At 80.9% G+C, this 1449-nt stretch carries 1 protein-coding gene; it reads left to right on the top strand.

The genetic code is table 11. The features are described 5' to 3' along the window. Positions 1-13 precede the first annotated feature (13 nt). On the top strand, positions 14-1318 hold the full coding sequence (locus ACRYR7_RS25500) for a ParB/RepB/Spo0J family partition protein (RefSeq protein ID WP_432575191.1): 1305 nt from the start codon (positions 14-16) through the stop codon (positions 1316-1318). The last annotated feature ends 131 nt before the right edge of the window (positions 1319-1449 follow it).

The following is a 1449-nucleotide window of genomic DNA, read 5'->3' on the forward strand; positions in this document are numbered from 1 at the left end:
GGGTGGGTGGCGCGTGAGGGAGTCGCGGCGGGGGCGCGGGCGCGGGCTGGGCGCCCTGAGCCCCCGCGGGGGGCCGGCGGGGGGGGGGGGGCGGGGCGGGCCCCCGCCCCCCCCGCCCGTGATGCGGCCCGGTGCGCGACCGGTGGACCTCTTCTTCGACCAGGGCCGCGCGCGCGTGTCGCAGCCCCTGGAGGACCTCGAGGAGCCCACCGCGCCGGCCGCGGCCCCCGTGGCGGACCCCGCCGCGGCCCCGGCGGCTGACCCGGTGGCGCAGCCCGCCGGGCGCGCGAGCACCGGCACCGGGGAGCCCGCCGAGGGCGAGCGGCCGGCGGGCGCCCCGCAGCCCGACGAGGTCGTCGGCCCCGACCAGGACCCCTCCGCCGCGCCGGTCGACCCGCCCGCGGACGAGCCCGCCGAGACCCTCACCGACACCGCGGCCGCCCCGCCCGCCCCGGAGGACGCCGCCGCCGGGCAGGAGCCGGTGGGCGACGGGCTGCTGCCCGTGCCGGGCGCCCGCTTCGCCGAGGTGCCGATCTCGGCGATCGTGCCCAACCCGCGCCAGCCGCGCACCGTCTTCGACGAGGACGAGCTGGCCGAGCTGGTGCACTCCGTCAGCGAGATCGGGGTCCTGCAGCCGGTCGTCGTGCGCCCCGTGGAGGCCGGCGAGGACGGTTCGCCGCGCTTCGAGCTCGTCATGGGCGAGCGCCGCTGGCGCGCCTCCACCGAGGCGGGGCTGAGCACGATCCCTGCGATCGTGCGCGAGACCGCCGACGACGACCTGCTGCGCGACGCGCTGCTGGAGAACCTGCACCGCAGCCAGCTCAACCCGCTGGAGGAGGCCGCCGCCTACCAGCAGCTCCTGGAGGACTTCGGCTGCACCCACGAGGAGCTGGCCTCCCGCATCGGGCGTTCGCGCCCGCAGATCAGCAACACGCTGCGGCTGATGAAGCTGCCGCCGCTGGTGCAGCGCCGCCTCGCCGCCGGCGTGCTCAGCGCCGGGCACGCCCGCGCGCTGCTCGCCCTGGAGGACGGCGGGGCGATGGAGCGCCTGGCGCAGCGCATCGTCGCCGAGGGCCTGTCCGTGCGTGCCGTGGAGGAGGTCATCGCCGTCGGCGACGCGGACACCGCGCCGCGCCGGCGCGCGCCCGCCCCGGCCCGCCCGGAGCTGGAGGCGCGCGCCGCCCGCCTCGGGGACCGCCTGGACACCCGCGTGCGCATCAGCGTGGGCCGCAACCGCGGGCGCCTGACGGTCGACTTCGCCGGCGTGGAGGACCTCGACCGCATCCTGCGGCTGCTGGAGCCCGCGGCCGACGCCTGAGCGCTCCAACGCCCGGCGGGCGCCGGCACGGGGTGGGGGGGGGGGGGGCCCCCCGCCCCCCACCCCCCCCCCGCCCCCCCCCCCCCCCCCGTCGCCCACCCCCGGTCCCCCCCCCCCCCCCCCCACCCCCC

The sequence above is a fragment of the Kineococcus gurbantunggutensis genome, from assembly GCF_050871925.1.
In the GTDB taxonomy this organism is placed as follows: Bacteria; Actinomycetota; Actinomycetes; order Actinomycetales; family Kineococcaceae; genus Kineococcus.